Annotated in this window: 18 protein-coding genes and 1 pseudogene; 11 read left to right on the forward strand and 8 right to left on the reverse strand. The window is 36.3% G+C overall.

Annotated elements, in window-relative coordinates:
- Positions 1-59 precede the first annotated feature (59 nt).
- The 4 genes from K5Q14_RS06015 (at position 60) to K5Q14_RS06030 (ending at position 4,509) form a co-directional block, all read left to right on the forward strand.
- A complete protein-coding gene (locus K5Q14_RS06015) occupies positions 60-1,769 on the forward strand; it encodes a glycoside hydrolase family 13 protein (protein WP_220734932.1) in 1,710 nt (569 codons plus the stop codon).
- A 17-nt stretch (positions 1,770-1,786) separates the two neighbouring features.
- Positions 1,787-3,211: a glycoside-pentoside-hexuronide (GPH):cation symporter gene (locus K5Q14_RS06020; protein ID WP_220734933.1), complete on the forward strand. Its 1,425-nt coding sequence runs from the start codon at positions 1,787-1,789 to the stop codon at positions 3,209-3,211.
- Positions 3,212-3,214: 3 nt separating this feature from the next.
- Entirely contained in the window at positions 3,215-3,457 is a 243-nt protein-coding gene (locus tag K5Q14_RS06025) for a hypothetical protein (protein WP_220734934.1), read from the forward strand.
- A 74-nt stretch (positions 3,458-3,531) separates the two neighbouring features.
- Complete coding sequence (locus K5Q14_RS06030) at positions 3,532-4,509, forward strand: LacI family DNA-binding transcriptional regulator (protein ID WP_220734993.1); 978 nt, start codon at positions 3,532-3,534, stop codon at positions 4,507-4,509.
- Positions 4,510-4,598: 89 nt separating this feature from the next.
- Here the strand turns inward: K5Q14_RS06030 and K5Q14_RS06035 are convergent, their stop codons facing one another.
- The 3 genes from K5Q14_RS06035 to K5Q14_RS06045 all read right to left on the reverse strand — a co-directional run bounded on the left by K5Q14_RS06035 (position 4,599) and on the right by K5Q14_RS06045 (position 8,559).
- Complete coding sequence (locus tag K5Q14_RS06035) at positions 4,599-5,888, reverse strand: pectate lyase family protein (RefSeq protein ID WP_220734935.1); 1,290 nt, start codon at positions 5,886-5,888, stop codon at positions 4,599-4,601.
- A gap of 267 nt (positions 5,889-6,155) precedes the next feature.
- A complete protein-coding gene (locus tag K5Q14_RS06040) occupies positions 6,156-6,968 on the reverse strand; it encodes a Cof-type HAD-IIB family hydrolase (protein WP_220734936.1) in 813 nt (270 codons plus the stop codon).
- Positions 6,969-6,984: 16 nt separating this feature from the next.
- A complete protein-coding gene (locus tag K5Q14_RS06045; protein ID WP_246587584.1) occupies positions 6,985-8,559 on the reverse strand; it encodes a BglG family transcription antiterminator in 1,575 nt (524 codons plus the stop codon).
- Positions 8,560-8,688: 129 nt separating this feature from the next.
- Between K5Q14_RS06045 and ulaG the strand changes: the two genes are divergently transcribed.
- The 7 genes and pseudogenes from ulaG (at position 8,689) to K5Q14_RS06080 (ending at position 14,362) form a co-directional block, all read left to right on the forward strand.
- Positions 8,689-9,762: an L-ascorbate 6-phosphate lactonase gene (gene ulaG, locus K5Q14_RS06050; RefSeq protein ID WP_220734937.1), complete on the forward strand. Its 1,074-nt coding sequence runs from the start codon at positions 8,689-8,691 to the stop codon at positions 9,760-9,762.
- 10 nt (positions 9,763-9,772) lie between these two features.
- Positions 9,773-10,252 carry a PTS sugar transporter subunit IIA gene (locus K5Q14_RS06055; RefSeq protein WP_220734938.1) on the forward strand — a complete coding sequence of 160 codons (480 nt, stop codon included), beginning with the start codon at positions 9,773-9,775 and terminating at the stop codon, positions 10,250-10,252.
- A 10-nt stretch (positions 10,253-10,262) separates the two neighbouring features.
- Positions 10,263-11,774, forward strand: a pseudogene (ulaA, locus tag K5Q14_RS06060) (PTS ascorbate transporter subunit IIC).
- Between the two features lie 36 nt (positions 11,775-11,810).
- Positions 11,811-12,116 carry a PTS sugar transporter subunit IIB gene (locus K5Q14_RS06065; RefSeq protein ID WP_010017203.1) on the forward strand — a complete coding sequence of 102 codons (306 nt, stop codon included), beginning with the start codon at positions 11,811-11,813 and terminating at the stop codon, positions 12,114-12,116.
- Positions 12,117-12,126: 10 nt separating this feature from the next.
- Entirely contained in the window at positions 12,127-12,765 is a 639-nt protein-coding gene (locus tag K5Q14_RS06070; protein WP_220734939.1) for a 3-keto-L-gulonate-6-phosphate decarboxylase UlaD, read from the forward strand.
- 2 nt (positions 12,766-12,767) lie between these two features.
- On the forward strand, positions 12,768-13,631 hold the full coding sequence (locus tag K5Q14_RS06075; protein ID WP_220734940.1) for an L-ribulose-5-phosphate 3-epimerase: 864 nt from the start codon (positions 12,768-12,770) through the stop codon (positions 13,629-13,631).
- Between the two features lie 2 nt (positions 13,632-13,633).
- On the forward strand, positions 13,634-14,362 hold the full coding sequence (locus K5Q14_RS06080) for an L-ribulose-5-phosphate 4-epimerase (protein WP_220734995.1): 729 nt from the start codon (positions 13,634-13,636) through the stop codon (positions 14,360-14,362).
- Positions 14,363-14,457: 95 nt separating this feature from the next.
- On the opposite strand, the gene K5Q14_RS06085 is transcribed toward K5Q14_RS06080, so the two are convergent.
- The 5 genes from K5Q14_RS06085 to K5Q14_RS06105 all read right to left on the reverse strand — a co-directional run bounded on the left by K5Q14_RS06085 (position 14,458) and on the right by K5Q14_RS06105 (position 19,356).
- Entirely contained in the window at positions 14,458-16,056 is a 1,599-nt protein-coding gene (locus tag K5Q14_RS06085) for an APC family permease (protein WP_220734941.1), read from the reverse strand.
- 237 nt (positions 16,057-16,293) lie between these two features.
- Complete coding sequence (locus tag K5Q14_RS06090) at positions 16,294-16,614, reverse strand: PTS lactose/cellobiose transporter subunit IIA (RefSeq protein ID WP_220734942.1); 321 nt, start codon at positions 16,612-16,614, stop codon at positions 16,294-16,296.
- A gap of 1 nt (position 16,615) precedes the next feature.
- Entirely contained in the window at positions 16,616-16,942 is a 327-nt protein-coding gene (locus K5Q14_RS06095) for a PTS sugar transporter subunit IIB (RefSeq protein ID WP_220734943.1), read from the reverse strand.
- 16 nt (positions 16,943-16,958) lie between these two features.
- Positions 16,959-18,050, reverse strand: a complete 1,092-nt coding sequence (locus K5Q14_RS06100; RefSeq protein ID WP_220734944.1) for a DUF871 domain-containing protein — start codon at positions 18,048-18,050, stop codon at positions 16,959-16,961.
- Between the two features lie 19 nt (positions 18,051-18,069).
- Positions 18,070-19,356 (reverse strand): PTS sugar transporter subunit IIC, encoded by a 1,287-nt coding sequence (locus tag K5Q14_RS06105; protein ID WP_220734945.1) that lies wholly within the window; start codon positions 19,354-19,356, stop codon positions 18,070-18,072.
- Positions 19,357-19,657 lie beyond the last annotated feature (301 nt).

Genomic DNA, 19,657 nt, shown 5'->3' on the forward strand with positions numbered 1-19,657 from the left:
TATTGTTTTATACTTGCTGTATAGAAATGGAACGTTCCAAATATAAAAGAGGAGAAATTATGGCAGAAGCAATGTGGTGGCAAAATGCGGTTGTTTATCAAGTATATCCCAAAAGTTTTCAAGATAGTGACAATGACGGCGTGGGTGACTTACGTGGGATTATCAATCGGTTAGATTATATTAAACAATTAGGCGTTGATGTTATTTGGTTAAACCCAATTTATAAAACATCCAACATTGATGGTGGATATGACATTTCAGATTATCAGAAAATTAATCCTACCTTTGGTAATATGGCAGATTTTGAAGAACTGCTTGGTAAAGCGCATCAAAAGGGTTTAAAAATCATGATGGATCTTGTGGTTAATCATAGCTCGTTTGAACATGAATGGTTCCAAAAAAGTGTGCAAGATGACAGTAAAGATAACAAGTATCGTGATTATTACATTTGGCGTGACCCTGTTGATGGGCATGAGCCAAACAATTGGGGCTCATTTTTCTCAGGTCCAGCATGGACATATGACGAAAAATCAGGGCAATACTATTTGCATTTATTTGCTAAGGAGCAACCCGATTTAAATTGGGATAATCAAGCGGTGAGAAATTCTATTTTTGACATGATGAATTGGTGGGCTGCTAAAGGTATTGATGGCTTTAGAATGGATGTCATTTCGTTAATTTCAAAACCTGAGGGCTTGCCAAACGCACCAATTCCAGAAGGTGCGTTATATGGTAATTCTGGGGATGCATCTGCTAATGGACCGCATGTACATGACTATTTGAGTGAAATGAACAAACAAGTTTTGAAAAAGCATGATTGGATTACTGTGGGAGAAACAGCTGGTGTGACAACAACTGAAGCCGAAAAATATGCTAATTTGGATGGGACAGAACTCAATATGGTTTTCCAATTTGAACATGTAAGTTTAGATGGTAATCATAATCCAACGCTTGGAAAATGGTCGGATGAGCATGTGTCATTAATGGCACTGCGCAGCAATTTGGTCAAGTGGCAAAAAGCATTAGCTGGCAAGGCGTGGAACAGTTTATATTGGAACAACCATGATCAACCGCGTGCCATATCACGATTTGGAAACGATTCGCCTGAGTATAGAGTAGTGTCTGGTAAAATGCTTGCGGCATTATTGCATTTTATGCAAGGCACACCATATATCTATCAAGGTGAAGAGATTGGGATGACAAATGCAAACTTCCAGGAAATGGCTCAGTATAAAGATCTTGAGTCAATCAATGCCTATCATGAACTCGTTGAACAAGAGCATTTAATTCCGGCTGACGTGATGATGAATTATCTGCGAGCACGCTCAAGAGATAATTCACGTACGCCAATGCAGTGGAATAGCACAACGTATGCAGGGTTTAGTGATGTCACGCCTTGGTTAGAGGTTAATGCTAACCATGAATCGATTAATGTTGACGAAACGTTAAGAGATAAAACATCATTATTTTACTTTTATCAAAAATTAATTAGGTTACGTCATGAACTACCTGTTATTACTGATGGTGTTTTTGATCTCATCACAGACAATGAAAAAGATGAATCCGTATTTGCATACACAAGAAAAAATGACACAGAAGCACTATTGGTGATAGCCAATTTTACTGCGCAATCTGTCAGTCGAGACTATAATATACCGCACAATAGTGAACTTTTGATTCAAAATTATCCAGATGTGACAAGTTCATCACTTAGGCCATATGAAGTCAGGGCTTATCTGTTTCCTAATCAAAAAGATGAATCTGTATAAAGAAGGGAGTTAGTAAGATGGTTGATAATGCAGGAATGACAATAAAAACAGGCCAGGGTAAGTTACCTTGGAATGAGCGATTAAGCTATGGTGCCAGTGATTTCGCATGTAGTTTTACGTTTAGTTTGATTGGTACTTATCTGATGTACTTTTATACCGATGTTTTTGGTATTACAGCAGCAGCTGTTGGTACATTGATGTTGGTTGCCCGTGTGATTGATGCTCTTGATGGCCCATTTTGGGGCATCATGATCGATCATACCCACACAAAATGGGGACGTAGTCGGCCCTACTTATTGTGGTTTAATGCACCATTTACAATATTTACAGTGCTGTGTTTTACAACACCGGATTTACCTATGAATTGGAAAATTGTGTGGGCATACGTCACCTATATCGGCATAGATGTTTTGTATTCCGCAGTCAATATTCCTTTGACATCAATTTTACCAAGTATGACAACGGATCCAGATGAACGTGTCTTACTATCAACAATTCGTTCTCTATTTTCTAATTTTGGTGGCACATTAATCTCTGTGATAGCACTACCATTGGTAGCCCTATTTGGTGGTACTGATAATCCTCGGCGTGGTTTCTTCTGGTTAGCTGTCATGGCTGCGTTGGTATTTTTCGTTATATATTTGGTTGTTTTTGCTAATTTACGTGAGCATGTGCAAACACGACAGTCTCAAAAAGCATTGCCGATTAAAACGTCTCTAAAAGCGCTCAAAAATAATTGGCCTTGGGTTATCGTTGTTGGTTTGAATTTTATTTACTGGCTAGGTATGCAAACAAAAGGTCAGGTGACAATATACTTTTTCAAATATAATTTGGACAAGCCAGGTCTTGCGTCACTTGCGTTATTCTTTAATGCTGTAGGATTAATATCTGTCTTTTTGACACCAAAACTTGTTATGAAGATTGGTAAAAAGCGGACAATATTATCGGGATTGGCATTAAGTATTTTCGGACAACTCATTTTAGGTGTTGGCGCACAAATGTTGAGTATTCCGCTCGTTATTATTGGCACAATTGTTGGTAATTTTGGTAATGGCTTTGTCGGAGCATTAATTGCTGTTTTGTTAGCTGACTCTGTAGATTACGGTGAATGGAAAAACGGTGTTCGTGCGGAAGGAATTGTGACTTCTGCGTCTAGTTTCACTGCGAAGTTTGGTATGGGTATTGGCGGTGCGATAACGGGTATGCTACTATCGATAGGACATTACACACCTAATAAAATGCAATCAGCCGCAGCATTATTTAGTATTGAAGCAAATTATGTCTGGGTGCCATTGATTGCGTTAGTTCTATCATTTATCTTAATATTATTTTATCGTTTAACGCCCGAAAAAGAAGTAGAAATGACACGTTATATTAATGCAAAGCATGCTCGAGAAGATTCAGAAGATAAGCTAGCAGCTGCAAATAGTATAGAGGGGTAAGAGATGATTGATAAAAAAATAAGGATTGATCCTAATGAATTTGCAATGGGATTAATCAAAGACGCCAAAAAAACTGATAATATGACTAATCAAACGTTTATTAAAAAACAGCTAACGCTGTATCTTGAGGCATATTTTTTGATAGAAGACTTTAACAATTTGGAAGTTGACCAACTTGGTAAGATGAAACAACAGCAAATGTTAGATTTATTTGATAAAATGTTATCAGGAAGATTTACACCATAATTATTGTAAAAATGCCGATTAGGCATTTTTTTATTAAATCATTAATTTAGAGAAGGTCACTGAAATTGGTAAATATGAATGATGTCGCTAGTTTAGCTGGTGTTTCAAGAGGATCAGTATCTAATTACATTAACGGTCAAAAGACTAAAGCAAGTACACAGGCTAAAATAAAATCAGCTATTGATACCTTGGAGTATGTTCCAAACGCAATGGCACGCGCCTTAAAAACAAGTAAGTCAAATTTCGTTGTATTTATTGTTCCAACAGTGAATTCACCTTTTTTCTCGGAATTAAGTTATCATATGCAACAAGAGTTACAACGCCACGGCTATAAAATGATTTTATGTAATTCTAACAATAGCTCGGAAGAAGAAATTGAGTATATACAGATGGCTAACGCACAAAAAGTTGCTGGGTTAATTACGATGTCTTATGCTAATGCCGCTAACTTAGTTGATACTAATATTCCATTGGTTTCTATAGAAAAGCGTGTATCTCAAAATGTACCGCTAATTATATCAGATAATTATATGGGCGGTAGACTTGCTGGCGAAACATTAACAAAATTGGGGGCAAAACGATTGCTATTTGTTTCTAAAAAGCCAGTGAGGAACATTTCTGCAGTAAGAGAAAAAGGGTTTTTAGATTACTGCCAAGAAAATAACATTTCTGCTGAAGTTTTTCTAGCTAGAAAGAAAATAAATTTTATTAGTGATTTTAAACGATTTGTTAAGGATAATTTAGTCGATCACCAGTTTCCTTATGATGGGATCTTTTCTGATTCTGATGAATATGCAAGTGATTTCTACAATATACTCATTCAGGCAGGTATTCAGGTTCCCAACCAAGTACAAATTATTGGCTTTGATGGGTCACGCGTGTATGCTAGACAAAGAATTACACTATCATCAATCAAACAGTCAACTGCTCATATTGCAAAATATGCAGTTGAAAAACTATTATCACAAATCGAATCACAAAATAAAGAGACTTTGTTGGGGGAGGCAACTGTTGTACCAGTATCATTTGAAAAGGGCATAACCACTAAGTAACATCATGTGAAAATTTAAAAAATGGCGGTTGTATATAAAAATGCGTAGCCTTCCTCACTGAGGAAGGCTACGCATTTTTTAATGGTTTGTTATTTTAATATGGGACCCGCGCTGTTAGAGACAGCTGTTTTTGCCACAGAGGGATCTTGTAATGTCGTTTGATACTTTGGCGTCCAAGATGCAGGACTTAATTTATTACTTGTTGCTATTCCTGTTACTTTTTGACTGTTTAGCAATGTCCCACTATCAGTTAGATTTGATCCACCGAATATTTTAGCAATATTTTTTGTCGCAAGATTTGGTATATCAAAAATGTTATTTTGTGCGTAAATTTGAGATTGCTTACCAACGCCAAAAGCGTACATAAACTTGTAGACAGATGAGTTGGTTGCTGAATAGTAGTTATTATACATGTGAACTTGGCCAAATCTGACGCGCGGTTGGCGTTGAACAAGGTTATCAAAACGATTATGATGCATGGTTACATGTAATTTACCAGCATCACTTGTTTTGCTATCGCTATTACCAATGTTCATTGATTTGTCATGATTTTGAAGCATATTGTATGAAAGTGTAACGTTATTAGCACCATTAACAATATCTACTAAACCATCATGATGTTGGTACTCTCGGCCATAGTATGAACCATTTTGATTATCTGTTTGTGTACCATCAGAAAAACGATTATGATCTAGCCAAACCTTTGATCCACCAGTGACCGTTAGATTATCATACTGGGAATTCCAGTTGCCACTAGTGCCATCTGTTGGATCCCACTGTGGGAAAAAATCATAAGCGTTTTCAAATATGATGTTACGGACAATCACATTTTGACTGTTAATAATCATGTTACCACCGGTAATTTTAGCATTGTTAGTGCCAATAATCGTTGTGTTAGATGGTACTTTGTATTGAACTTGTTTAGCCTGATTTTTTTGGGCTTTGTTACGTGCTGTTTCCTGCGAGCCAGTAGGTAATTTTTTACCATAAGTACTGGGATCATAAGCTTTCAAATAAGTAGTGAGATTATAACCCGTCCCATCAGCATAATTATTAGCAGTTAAGGTTTTGCCATTACCATCAGTATTCATGTCTATCGTACCAGTAACATAAATAATTTTGTTCGTTTGGTTTGTTTCGTTTCCTAAAGCGCTGAGTAGCTGTGTGCGGTTACTAACTTGATAAGTGTGTGAACTATCAGCTTTACTACCGCCCGTTGTGCCAGCAGCAAAGCCTTGTGAAGCGTCTGCTGATTCTCGTGAAACTTTTTGCAAATTGTCAGAAATTGTTGCTGCGTTAATGCAAGGTGTTAGGCCAAGTGTTGCGATACATATGGTAAGTGCAACAATAATATGTTGCTTATGTCGTGTTTTTGTCATGATTTTCCCCTAATAATTTTGTTTTTTTAATCACAAATTATTATTATACAAGATAAAAACAGAAAAGTAAAATATTCACAAAGATGGGCTATGACAAATAAATTAATCAGTTAAATAACTTTTAAGTTGTGGATTACTCGACAAAAGTACCTGCTTTTAAACAGTGATCAGCAGTTCAGTTTTTGACCATTCAAAGCAAAATAATGACCAGTTAGGGCATTTTGGTAGACAGGGTATGCTATAAAATACGATGGTATTTTACAAGCATTAAAAATAGTTTTCCAAAAACACGGCGACACCATCTTGCTGATTACTTTTAGTCGTATGGTTTGCAACTTGTTTAATACTTGGGATAGCATTGTCCATAGCGACACTAACTTTTGCTAATTTAAGCATGGTGAGGTCATTTTCCTCATCACCAAATGCCATCAAATTGTCTGATGTTAACGAAAAATGGGTCAGTAACTTTGATAAAGCAGTGCCTTTATTAACGCCATGAGGGATAAACTCTAATAAGATACGCCTTGAACGAACAAAAGATAAGTTTTGCGTGAGACGTGGTGTGTGTTGCAGAACGGTTTCTAAATAATCTAATTGGGATTCCGTCGCACAAACCACGAATTTATTGAATGTTATTGCTTGTGGTAATTGGTCTAATGTTGATTCGAAATAAGGAATTAATTGGCCTACCAAATCAACATAATGTGATTTGCCAAAATCTTTAATCGAAAAAACGCTATCGTGGCTCACAATATCAATAGATAAATTCAAATTAGCAATGACATTAAATATATCAGTCACATCTTCGAGAATAAAGTGTTTATCTAAAATATTTTGGTCAGTGTAGATATTTTTAATTAAACCGCCATTAAACAAAATAACGTGATCGTCTGGTTGATTTAAACCTAATTGTGTAACAAAATTTTTGACATTAGGAAATGGTCGGCCGGTTGTTAAAACAATTTTTTTACCATTTTGATGTAATTTTCTGAGCACGTGAGTGCTTTTTTCAGAGAGTGTTTTGTTTGGCAATAGCAGGGTATTATCCATATCTAAAGCAATCATTTGAATAGTTGTCATTTGTAACCTCCATAAGTTAAAGTTGGGCTAAGACTGTTTTTAGACGATCAAACTCATTATTTGTCAATTCTCTATCAATTAAAAAAGTGGGTAATTTCGTATCGATATCCGTTGATTCAGTGATAATTAAATCAAAATTATCACGATCAATTGAAGATTTGTCAGTATTGGTTAATTGCTTAATCGTTAAGTCACAAGGTGTCACATTATTTTTTTCAATGAATGTTTGAAATAAATTTTGACTGTATATTGGTAATGAAGTAAGCATGAGAATATGCAATCGTGGCACTTCTTGATGTTGTAAATTGAAATTATAAAAAATCATGGCAAGAATTGTAATTTGGTCTGGCAATAAGCCAAAGGGAAATAGACGATTATACAATGCTTGGTCGGGTAAGCTATTTAATGATTTTTCAACGTCATTTTCTAATATTGGATCGTGATAGAGATAATCATATACTGTAATACTTTGGTATCGAACTGAATACCAAAAGGGTTTGAGTTGTGTTTGAATGTCTCGCGTAAGCGCCTTTTTTTCAGAAGGCGTGCTATCAATATGAGTAATGACCATAAATGAGTTCACAATGTGCTCACTAAGTATTAGTAAACTTTGAAAAGAGTGTGAACTAAAATGTTCATCCTGTTCTTTGGTCACACTAAGGAGTTGTAACGTTAAAAATAATTTGACAAATGTTGGTATCGTAATAGCAAAATTGGTTGTAATCACGCATGCAAAGTCTTTGATGACAAGGTGTTCTTGACGTTTCTTAAAGGAGTCAATATCTGTTTTATTAAAAAGTGCTGAAACAGACGCCTTGGGATGATAATTACTGTATAAGGATGCGACGACGCTGAAAATCGTTAGTGTCATAGCATTGGAAGCTGATATTTGTTTTTTTAGCGTACTTTTGTACATGTTTTTCAATTTATCGCTGACTAATAAAACTTTGGAATAAGAAAGTTGGCAATCTAACGTGTGAATGAAATGTTCCAAAGCACTAGCATGGTACTGTAATAAGGTTAAATTATTATACACGTTAACTAACAAATCAAATAGCGATTCTTTAAATTCAAAACCATTTTTTTTAGAAAATTCAGGTTTAAATTTGTTTCTCTTTTTTAATTCTGATATATCACGTAAAACAGTATTACGAGACACATCAAACAACAATTGAAATTCAGATAACGTCCATTTTTTTAAAGGTAATGCGATGCAAAGAGACATAATGAGTTGGCGATCATAAGAATTGATATATTCATTAGTAGTAGCAATTGATAATTGAGTGGTTAATACAGACACTTGCTGCGCCGTGATTTCGAAATTGGGAACTAAAAAAGGCTGGTGCACGGAGCGCAATTCAGAATTAGCTGCTTGTAATAAATAGTAAATTTTACGATTTGATAAGTTGAGATGATTTGCAATTGTTTGCACATTTGGCAATAGCTGTTGTGTAGAAATGTAATTGATAAATTTTGTATAGTTCATACCAGATACTTGCATAGCAGTATTCCCTTCTTTTATGAACGCAACTAATGTTGTTTGGTGTTCATCATTATTGTACAACGTAGAGTATGCGCAAAACAGTCTCATTGGGGCAACTTTATTGTGGCACAATGAGACTGTTTTTTTAGATCTTGATAACAGATAATATAATTGTACCAAAAAATGTAAGCGCATACATTTTAAAACAACAATTTAGAATTGGAAAGGGATAGCATCATGGCAAAAGCAACAAATATTGAAGAAGCAACACGTGAAAATTGGATTGAGAACACATTTCCAGAGTGGGGAACTTGGTTGAACGAAGAAATTGAGCAGGCAAATGTGCCTGATAAAAATTTCAAAATGTGGTGGTTAGCCAATAATGGTGTTTGGTTAAAAACACACGAAAATACAAACATTTTAGTAGACTTATGGAATGGGACAGGAAAGCAGACCCATGGCTCAGGATTAATGAAAAAAGGACATCAAATGATGCGAATGAGTGGTGTCCAAAAAATGCAACCTAACTTAAGGTTACAACCGTTTGTTATTGATCCTTATGCCGTCAAAAACGTTGATGCTTTACTTGTAACGCATATTCATTCCGATCATTTAGATATTAATACAGCTGCTGCTGTTTTACAAAATAGTGGTCCAGAAACAAAGTTTATTGGGCCACAGGCTGTGGTTGATATTTGGGAAAGCTGGGGTGTACCGTCAGAACGCACAGTGGTTGTGCATCCCGGTGACGAAGTCACAGTTAAGTCAGTAACCATTAAAGCATTGGAAGCATTTGATCGTACGGCGCTTTTGACAGTAGATTCAGAGGTTAAAATTAAAGATTCATTGCCTCAAGATATGAATGAAATTGCGGTCAACTACCTATTCAAAACTTCAGGCGGTAATTTGTATCATGCGGCTGACTCGCATATGTCAAACATGTTTGCCAAACATGGTAATGAAAATGATGTTGATGTTGAAATCATTAACTATGGTGAAAATCCCCGTGGTATTACTGACAAAGTCACATCATTAGATGTCTTGCGTTCGGCAGAAGACTTGAAAACAAAAGTTGTTATTCCAGTGCATTACGATATTTGGTCTAATTTTGATGCTGATCCTCAAGAAATTGTAAAAATTTGGGAAATGAAAAAGGATACACTGGACTATAAATTCCATCCATTTATTTGGAAGGTTGGCGGTAGTTATACTTTTCCACAAGATAAAGATCGCGTCCAATATCACTATGACCGAGGCTTCTCAGATGTCTTTTCAACAGACAATGACGTGCCATTCCCTTCATTTCTATAAGGAGTAGAAAATGACAATGCTTAAGTATTTTTATGATAATGATTTAGTACGTATTTATGATGAAACGCCTAAACAGTGGCAAGTAGCGTTACGTGTTGCTAGTGAAAACTTGAAAGAAAAAGGCATCATCACCGATGATTATGTTAATGAAATCATCAAAAATGTCGACACAAATGGTGCCTACATTGTCATAACGCCAGGAGTTGTCATGCCACACGCATTGGCGACGGGACCAGGTGTATTAGGAACAGGTATTGGTTTTGCTAAATTTAGTGAACCAGTGTCATTTGAAGAGGGCAATCCAGATAAAGAAGGCAAATTATTCTTTACGTTGGCGGCTAAGGATGAAACCCAACATTTGGAAAATATTCAAAATTTAATGACGTTACTCATGACTGATGGCATGATTGAAGCGTTGTCAGATATTGAAACGATGGCAGATTTTGTTCAAGTGATGGGTCAATTTGAAAATACCCCTGCAGAGCAGTGAGGAGAGAATAATGAGTAATATATTTGCAGGAATATTGAACATTTGGGAATTTTTTGCCAACAATATTTTGACACAACCAGCCTATATGATTGGGTTCATTGTGTTGATTGGTTATATGTTAGAAAAGAAACCTTGGTATGAAAGTTTAGCTGGTTTTTTGAAAGCAACGATTGGTTATATGATTTTGATGGTTGGTTCCACTGGACTTGTTACAAGTTTCCGACCAATATTAACTGGCTTGAAGGACCGATTTCATTTAACAGCAACAGTGATTGATCCGTACTTTGGTCAAAATGCTGTGACAGATGGTCTAGAGAAAACATTTGGTCGCTCATTTGGGGATGTCATGATCCTATTATTGATTGCCTTTGTTTTCAACATTTTATTGGTTCGTTTTTCAAAATACACGAAGTTGCGTGCCGTCTTCACAACTGGAAATGTCCAAGTACAACAAGCAGCAACTGCATTTTGGATTTTATTGTTTGCCATTCCGAGCTTAGGACGCATTGAAGTATTGTTAGTTATGGGTGTTATCCTCGGTTTGTACTGGGCTGTTGGGTCAAACATGACGATTAAACCAATACAGCAATTAACTGATGGTGGTGGATTCGCTATTGCCCATCAGTAAATGTTTGGTATAGCGTTGGTGGCTTGGATTTCTGACAAAATGAAAAAATCATCCGATAAAAAGGATCATAAGCCATCAAAACGTTTGGAAGATGTTACTTTACCAGGATTTTTGAGAATATTTAATGAAAATATGGTCGCAACTGCTATTTTGATGTTTTTGTTTTTCGGAATTATCATGGTTGTCTTAGGACCAAGTTATTTCCATCAAGTATTTATTACCAGTAATGGGGCATCTGGATTGGCTAGTGGTGCAAGCTTTTTCTTCTATATTTTGACGACATCATTGGGATTTGCGGTTAATTTAGCTATTTTGCAACTAGGTGTGCGAACATTCGTTGGTGAGCTAACAGAAAGTTTCACTGGTATCAGTGATACAATCTTACCCAATTCAGTTCCCGGTATTGATGTTGCAGCCACATTTGCGTTTGGTGAGCAAAATGCTGTAACAATCGGCTTTTTATTTGGTGCATTAGGACAATTCTTAGCGATCGGTGCATTGATGGTCTTCCACTCACCGACGATTATTATTGCTGGCTTTATTCCCTTATTCTTTGATAACGCTGTCTTCGGTGTTATTGCCAATAATCGTGCAGGTGCCAAAGCTGCTATGATTTTGCCATTTTTCTCGGGGATCATCCAAGTGTTTGGCGCTGCGTTAATCTCAACATGGATTGGCATGTCAAAATTTGGTGGTTACTTAGGCATGTTCGATTGGGACACTGTTTGGCCAGGATTTGCAGTTATTTTGAAATATTTAGGTTACTTTGGGGTTGTTGTTATAGCTGCATTGTTATTGATTATTCCACAACTTGAATACCGTAAAGACCCTAAAAACTACTTTTTGATGGTTGAAGATTATGAAGCGTATAAAAAAAATAAAGGTATTGATTAAGCATACTTTTTACACAAATAGAAATGGAGAAATATAATGAATATTTTAGTATCTTGTGCTAACGGTTCTGGTACCAGTTTAATGATGATGAAGAGTGTCGAAAAGTCAATGAAAAAATTAGGCATTCCAGTCACAAAGATTAATCACACGAGTATTGCTGAGGGTAAGTCAACGGCTGCCCAATATGACGCAGTTTTTACGCCACTAAACTTTGTCGACATGTTTGCAGATGTTGCTAAAAAAGGGGTGACAGTTGTTGGTGTGAAAAACGTTATGAGTGATAAAGAAATTACACAACGTATTATTGATGAAACTAATTTTGAAGAAAAATATAAAAAGTGAGGATAGAAAAATGACAAAACCTAATTTACAAATTGCTTTAGACCAAAATACCTTAGCAGACGCAGTTAAAATAGCACATTTAGCAGGAGCCATTGTTGACATTGTTGAAGTAGGAACGATTTTAGAACTACAAGCAGGGCAAGATGCAATCCGCGTGCTGCGAGCCATGTTTCCGGATAAAATCATTGCTTCTGACACAAAATGTGCCGATGCTGGCTCAACAGTTGCACAAAATTCTAAAGATGCTGGTGCTGATTTGATGACGGTGATTGATTCTGCAACGATTGCGACGATGAAGTCGGCAAAATCAGTGTTAGATGGGATTCAAGTCGAGTTATACTCAGCATGGAATTGGGATTTAGCAGCAAAGTGGCAAGCAATTGGCATTGAACAAGTTATTTATCATCAAAGTCGCGATGCGTTGCTTGCTGGAGAAGTATGGGGTAAAAAAGATTTAGATATTGTTAAGAAATTTATTAAAATGGGATTTAAAGTCTCTGTAACAGGGGGCTTAAATTTAGACACAATCAAACTATTTAAAGACGTGCCGGTTTATACATTTATTGCTGGTCGCGCGATTACTGGTCAAGCAGATCCCGCTGCAGCTGCGCAAGACTTCCAAGATGAAATTAAAAAGTACTGGTCATAATAATGGTGAAACTTGGAGTTAATGAAAAATCATTGCCAGCCACGATGTCATGGTTGGACAAATTAAAGTTTGCTAAAAAGCGAGGTTTTTCATTTGTAGAGCTGTCAATTGATGAAACTGATGCGCGTATAGCGCGCTTAAATTGGAATAGAGAACAGCGATTTAGTTTAGTCAAAGATATTTATGAATCTGGTGTCTCCATTGATACGATGATGTTATCAGCACTTAGAAAGTTTCCACTTGGTTCAGAAAACAAGGATATTTATGACCAATCGTTCGACATGTGTCAAAAAGCGATTGTCTTAGCTAAAGATCTCGGTATACGTAATATTCAAATTGCAGGTTATGATGAGTATTATGGCTCAAAAACACCATTGACTCACGAAAATTTTATTGAAAATTTGCAACGCGTCGTGAATTTTGCAGCCCAACATCAAGTCATGATTTCTATTGAAACAATGGATGATTGTTTCATTAATTCAATTGCTAAAATAAAAAATGTTAAAAAAGCGATTGTATCACCTTGGTTACAAGCTTATCCTGATCTAGGAAATATTTCAGCTTGGCCAGATAATAAACCAATAGAAGATTTGACACAAGGTTTGGATAACATTATTGCTATTCATGTAAAAGATGTGTTAGCTGTAACTGAACAGACGTCTGGAAAATTCAAAGATGTACCATTTGGTAAAGGGGATGTTAATTTTCTCGGTTTGTTTAAAGCATTAAAGCGTGTTGGGTACCAAGGGACTTTCACCATTGAAATGTGGTCAGAAAATGATATTGATGCCGATAGCAAAGTTATTTTTGCCCATGATTTCATTGTTGATTTGTTAACGCAAGCTGGTTTATTAGTGGAAGGATAATGATGTTAGAAAAACTAAAACAAGAAGTATACAATGCCAATATGTCATTGCCTAAATTAGGGCTTGTCACTTTTACATGGGGCAACGTATCTGGTATTGATCGTGAAAAGGGATTGTTTGTTATTAAACCATCTGGTGTGGCGTATGAGGCGTTAAAACCTGCTGATATGGTTGTGATTAATTTAGATGGCGAGGTTGTTGAAGGTGATTTAAATCCATCAAGTGATACACCAACACATGCCTATTTGTATCGTCATTTTGAAAATATTGGTGGCATTACGCATACGCATTCGCCTTGGGGGGTATCCTTTGCAGCAGCGAAAATGGATATTCCAGCGGTGAGTACAACACATGCTGACACGTTCTATGGTGATATTCCATGTGTACCGGCACTTAATGAAGAACAAATTCGCTCAGCCTATGAGATGAATACAGGGGCCGTCATTGTGTCAGAATTTGAACGGCGAGGCATAGATCCAGATGCGACACCAGCGGCATTAGTTAGTCAGCATGGGCCATTTTCCTGGGGACCAACACCTGAAAAATCAGTTTATAACGCTAAAGTATTAGAAGTATCAGCTGAAATTAGTTATCATGCACTACAGTCAACACGATCAGATATCCACGTGCCACAGTATTTATTAGATAAACATTACTATCGTAAACATGGTGCTAATGCTTATTATGGACAAGGGTCTGCGCAATCGAGGACTCATATATCACATGTATAATGGTATGATGTGATATATAGTATTTAGGATCATAAGCAAACGTATACTAAAATACCGGACAGATTTTCTTCTGTCCGGTATTTTAGTATGTCTGGTTATTTTTTAACTTTTGCGTTAACACGCTGTGCTTGTTTAAAGTATTTTGTCATAACCGAGCTAACAGTTCCCCAATAGAAAAAAATTAGAGAGCCAACAATAATGAAAATAAAATCAAAAGGATAGTGAATCCAATTTTGACCATTAAATTCTTTTGATCCGATGTAAGACATGATAGAAATAAAAATCAAGTAACCAATCATCCAAAAGCTACCTTTGAAAGCACGTTTCGTTTTGTTAAAACCGTTACGCCATTCGTAGTAAAAATAAAAAGGTAAGCCTAGTAGAATGACTAGGATGACTTCTATCGTTGTTGGCCACATCGCCCAGTAAGTAGCCAGGGATGCAAGAACAAAAGATAAAGGTGCCATGTAATTGAGTAGCTTGCCGCGGAAAGGGCGTGTAAATTCAGGCGCCATTTGCCGCAATGAGACGGCAGTTACCGGGCCAGTTAAGTAAGCAATTAGTGTAGACGTTGAAATCACACTGGCAAGAGTGCCCCAAGACCTGAAGATAGATACCATGAGCATACTCAAAATTGCGTTGACAACCATAGCAATGCGGGGTGTACCATACTTTTGGTTTATTTTACCTACAAATTTTGGAATGTGATTGTTTGACACCATTGCTGCCAAAGTTCGACTCGAAGATGCTACAAACGATACGCCAGTACCAAATGGTGAGATGAAAGCGTCCATGTAGAGTAACACTGATAACCAATGAATACCCAGTAAAATAGCTAAATCAGCAAAAGGAGAAGCAAAGTTAATACCATGCCACCCGCTCTTAGCAATCATAGCTGGATTAAGTGATGTAATGAAAGTACTTTGCAGTAAGACATATATAATGCCACTGATAATAAGAGAATAGGCGATACCACGTCCAATATTACGTTTTGGGTTTTCTATTTCACTCCCCATATTAATCACTGTCTGGAAGGCGTTAAATGAAAAGATAATACCTGATACGGTTGTTGCAGCAAATATAGGTGCTGTGCCATAGGGCATAAATTCGTGCAGGTTGGTCCCGTAATTTTCTGGGTGAAATCCTGATAATGTCAGCATGACAATCGTCAAAATAGGAACACCAATTTTGAAAATGGAAATCACACTTGTGAAGTTAGTTAATAGTGCGACAGACCAATAATTGAGTAACGTGAAAACAACAATAAAAGCAAAGACAACGAGTAAACCAGTTGTTGTAATTGAACCGTTTGAAATGAAATTTCGTGTCCAATTAGCCCACGCCCAAGGCCATGAGCTCATATATTGTACAGCAGCAACTGATTCGATAGGAATTAATGTAATTAATGATATCCAATTAGCCCAAGAGGCAATAAAGCCAAGCAGCGAGCCATGCGTATATTGCGCATATTTACTCATCCCACCTGATTGTGGGAACATTGTTCCGAGTTCAATATAATTGTAAGCAATTGTACCAATGATGATTCCGCCAATTACCCAAGAAATAATTGAAGCTGGGCCGGCAATCTTTGAGGCTTCCCAAGCGCCGAATAGCCAACCAGATCCGATAAGTGATCCTAGACCTAGCATGATGAGCTGAAACAGACCGATCTTTTTATTATGATGTGTGTCCATGTGTCCTCCGTGACATATGCTTAAAAGCATACCACTTTTTGCGATAAGAATAAAATTCATGCCGCCAAATACTGTGATTTTTGAGGTGAGGTTTAAGAATTTGTTAAAATAAAGGGACAAATTTGACGATAGTGGCACATTAAAAAATTCAATAATTAGTTACTTTTTGAATTAAAGTAACATCATATTGAATTTTTTATCAATTTAGTGGGTAATATTATTGGGGCATGTCTGTGATCAAGATTCACTGACATTTTTCTTATATAGTGTGATAAATTCTTTTATAAGATCTTGATAGGTAATAGCGGTCATCAAGTGATCTTGTGCATGGACCATATACAAATTAACCTCGGTATGTTCGCCTTGCGCCTCTTTCGTTAACATATCACTTTGAATATGATGGGCTTCGCTCAATGCTTGGTTGGATTGTGTCATGAACTGATCAGCTTTTTCAAAATCATCTTTTTTCGCCGCTTCAAGCGCTTCATGAGCTAGTCCTTTAGCATTGCCGGCGTTCATAATGATACCCATAACGACGTTCATATACTGATCGTCCATATTACTCAACTCCCATCAAATTTTCTGCAAGTTCAAGTACTTTTTCGCCGTTCATCATGCCGTAGTCGACCATAGGTATAACTGCCATTGGAATATTTTTGGCATCGGTTTTAGACTGCACTTCTGCTTTTAAATAGGATACTTGTGGACCTAAAAGTACCACATTAGGTATGTTGTCAGAATTTAATTGTGTATCAATGTCAGAGGTGGATTTTGCAAAAATTGTGTAATTTTTATTTTGTTTTTCGGCAACTTGTTGGATTTTTTGTACCAGCAATGAAGTTGACATACCAGCAGCACAGGCCAACATGATAATTTTTTCAGACATAATATTTCTCCTTTATTCAGTTACTAGTTACTAATTTAAATGTTTGCCAAGGTTTAATTGTGTTGAGAATAGCCAAATTAGTACTGTCTACTTGACCAATAACATTATAATGCCCATCATTTTCCCAAGGTTGTAAGGCAATTTGTAATTCGCCTTTGTATTGTCCAAAGCTGTCATTACCAATAATAATATCACCTAAAACAATGTCAGATAAATTATTCGGTGTCATGTCAGCATGACTATATTTGATACGTGATTGGCTAGATCTAATCATGTATCCCGAATAATCACCTCTATACAATTGTAATTCATCTAATGTGATGTGTTTTTCAACATCAGATATATTCGAATTCAAATTTACTTCTAATACAGGATAAGGACTTAGAAATGCGTCTCTAATAGCTGTTAATTCTGATACATCAAGCATAGAACTACTTGTATAGATGTTATCTATCAAATTAGTTTGTTTGATTAGTTGTACTTGACTCGCAGCTGACATATTGCGTTGTGCTTCCATTGACACCATTTTATTAGCAATCGGCCATGGACCAATTTTGCCAGTGGTGCCATCAATAAATGCTGATGTTTCAAGATTATGGTCTTTATATTTTTTTGCGGTTGCCATGAAGTAATCCGCTTGAAGACCTGTACGTAGCTGAGGGTAAAAATTATGAGAGCCAGTCAGATTATTAGTATTGGCACCGAAATCACAAATCATGTCAATATAGTGTTGGCCACGCGAAATGTTGGTTTCTATTTTTAAATTCCAAGGATTAAAAGTCATTTTGGTTTCTTCGTATCCTGTGAAGCCTTCATCTAAACGGATAGTCGTGACACCTAATTCTTTAAAAAAGCTTAGATCAGAATAATCAATATTAAGCTGTTTAAATAATTTAGGATTAATATCGATGCAGGTTTGCATATCCAGTTGATTGCCATATTGAATGATTTGTTTAAATTGACTAATGACAGTAGACGAATCTTTTGCGACTTCTAACAAAGATGTAAAAATTTTTTTATATCCTAATTGATGAGCTTGATCAAGGTAAGCTTGCATGTCCTTAAAGGAACTTTTAGATGGATAAATTGAAATGCCTAATTCACTCATGATTAACTCCTTATTTAATTTATCGTTCGTTTTTGAGTTCGATTTTATCAATATTCTTGACGAAAGGTAGATAAATGATAATATCTAGCACGATTAAGATTATTTGCAATATTGATCCCGATATGTGCGAACCTGTTGCTAAGAATCCGGAAATGATGGGTGGTGTCACCCAAGGAACAACGACACCAACTGTGGCATGAACAATACCTGTGGTCATCGCCACATATGTGATGATGGCATTTAAAACAGGTGCTAAGATAAACGGAATAAACAAACTAACATTTAAAACGACGGGCGTACCAAACATTGTGGGTTCATTAATGTTAAATAAACCAGGTGGCGTAATTAACGTTTTTAACGTGGTATACCGTTTTGATTTAGCGATTAACCAAATAGCTAAGACCAAGCCAAGTGTTGCACCGCCACCACCCATGTAAACAAAGAAATCCATGAATGGTTGTGTCACAATATGAGGCATAGTTGCATTAGGATTGTTTTGATAAATTTTTAAATTTTCACCCATCAGTGCTAACCAGATTGGGCTCATAATTGCACCAGTGATATTACCACCATGAATACCAATGAACCATAGTAACGAGGTAATAATACTAACAATAATTGCACCTGCTAACGAACCACCAAAAGCACCTAAGGGTCGTCCAAGTAGTACTTGAAGTACTTGATGTATATTTTCAAATGACGTCATTTTGAAGCCAGCGTATATGAGTCCCCAAAATATTAAGATGACAGCGCCGGGAATTAAAGCTGCGAAGGAATTAGCTACAGCTGGTGGTACACCGTCAGGCATTTTGATTTGAATGTTTCTTTTGACAAACCAGTTAAAAATAGCTGTGCTAATTAAAGCAACAAGAATTGCACCAAATAGTCCAGATGCGCCTAAGTAGGCATATGAAATTCCTGTTTGAGGCGTGCTACCTGCGCTCATTAAATCAGGGGTCACCAAGAAAAAGCTAGCTAGTGATAAAATACCAGCCGATAAAGCGTCGGTGCCATGTGATTCAGCATAACGATAGGCAATACCGAAAGCCGCTACTAATCCCATTAATCCAAAACTAGAATTAATGATTTTCACTAGCCAATCGAACACGCCGGTCGTTACCAACCAGTTTTTAAAAGGTTCAATAGAAAAGCCATTGGCAATCAGTAAAGCCATTGATCCGACAATAACTAGTGGCATGCTCAGTGCGATACCATCACGTATAGAATTAAGTGGTTTGTTGGCAGCTAATTTGGCACCAACCGGCTGTAAATACTTTTCCAGCCAAAATGATATTTTATTGTTCATACGACGATCCTCCTAAGTTCTTGTAGCTATAATGTAAGCGTTTACAACGCTATTGTCTAGGATTTTTTTAATAGGACATAAAAGGTCTAAGTATACCAAATATGATAATAATGAAGGATTATGAATAAAATATCAATTAAGTGGTATAGACCAATTAAAATAAAAAAATTGTTCGATAATTATTTTAATAAAAAATTAATAAATGACAAAAAATCGTATGATACGATTTTTTGTCATTTATAGTGTTTGATATGTTCATAATTCGTTGAATAGTTACCGCTTTAATATAGTTGATAACCAT

The organism is Leuconostoc inhae, assembly GCF_019656015.1.
Lineage (GTDB): Bacteria > Bacillota > Bacilli > Lactobacillales > Lactobacillaceae > Leuconostoc > Leuconostoc inhae_A.